Below are 1,329 nucleotides of genomic sequence, written 5' to 3'. Positions count from 1 at the left end.
GCCTTACTAAAAAGATATCTTACTTTCCAATATATTCCACTTGATATATGTTTATTTTTAAATTGAATTTTTGAGTATCTTTTATATTCAATATGATCTTTAGGCATTCTTAAAGGAATATCACCCCATGGTGAATTATCATAGTATTCCTTATATAAATTTTCTGCCCTATCAATACTGTGCCATGGCTTAGATGGACCTACGTAATGTAGTAAAATAGTACTTTTATCGATGTTTTTTTCATTTTTTTTAAAAAATTTATTATAATATCTAGGTAAAAATTCAACTTTTCCTTGTAAAATAATATTTAATACATCCTGATCTGGATAACTATAATATTTATTATTAATCAATTTCATAAAAAGCACTAGTATATCTTCAGATAACCATTTGGGGATATTGTAGTATATGAAGCCAGAGTTAAAATAAAGTGTATATTTTTTTAAATTTAATTCTTCTATATATTCTAAAGAAATCCATTCATCAGGGATAGCTGCAATTATATTATTATTAAATTCAATATCTTTTAACGAATAAATATCGCCAATGCATAGCATATCTGAATCTAAATACAGCACACGATCAGTAATAGACTGAAGAGAAAATGGTATTACTAATCTGTAATATATTGAAATTGGAAAGTATTCTGATGTTTGTAACTTAGAAAATACATTTTCTTCAAAAAAATGAATACAAAGAGAACAATGAGCATTTTCTAATTTTTTTAATCGAACTACGTCATCTTTTTTAATTGAAGTTGTAAATATATGAAAATAAAAATGGCCTGTTGGATTATTTTTTATGATTGATGAAATCATAACACCAGCAGGCATCATATAATTTTCATCGACAGCAAAAGCAATATGCAATACGTCATCTTTACTTTCTGCTTCAAAGAAAACTTTTGTATCTTTTATAATCGAAGATAAGTCCACTAAAATACCTTATTAGTTAAATTAAATAGTAGTTATTCTCTAGCAAAATAGCATGATGATCAATCATTATGTTTATCAATATGATATAAATATCCCATGAAATGATATATATATTATTTTATATCCATCTTATGAGATAATAAAAAGATTTACTTTTCCTATAATCTATTTTTAGTTATCAGATTGTCAGGTTAAAATATAACTTCATTTAATATTTTAGATAAAATTGGCAAGTATTTTTGAAAATATTAATGACTAAATATTAAACTATTATTATTTATTATAAATATTGATATTTTTTACTTTATAGTAGCTAGACTTTAACTTAAATATAAAAATAACTGCATAGATTGTAAAAAAAATGATATTATCATATTATAACAATGAATTTAGG

The 1,329-nt window shown here is 23.3% G+C and carries 1 protein-coding gene; it reads right to left on the bottom strand.

What is annotated here, in order from left to right; genetic code table 11:
• A partial coding sequence (locus M983_RS14645) for a glycosyltransferase family 8 protein (RefSeq protein WP_066752530.1) occupies window positions 1-935 on the bottom strand: 935 nt, incomplete at its 3' end.
• Between the last annotated feature and the right edge of the window lie 394 nt (window positions 936-1,329).

It is taken from the genome of Proteus myxofaciens ATCC 19692 (assembly GCF_001654855.1).
GTDB lineage: Bacteria > Pseudomonadota > Gammaproteobacteria > Enterobacterales > Enterobacteriaceae > Proteus > Proteus myxofaciens.
The sequence above is the reverse complement of the archived record's forward strand: the minus strand, read 5'-3'. Positions and strand labels throughout refer to the sequence as shown.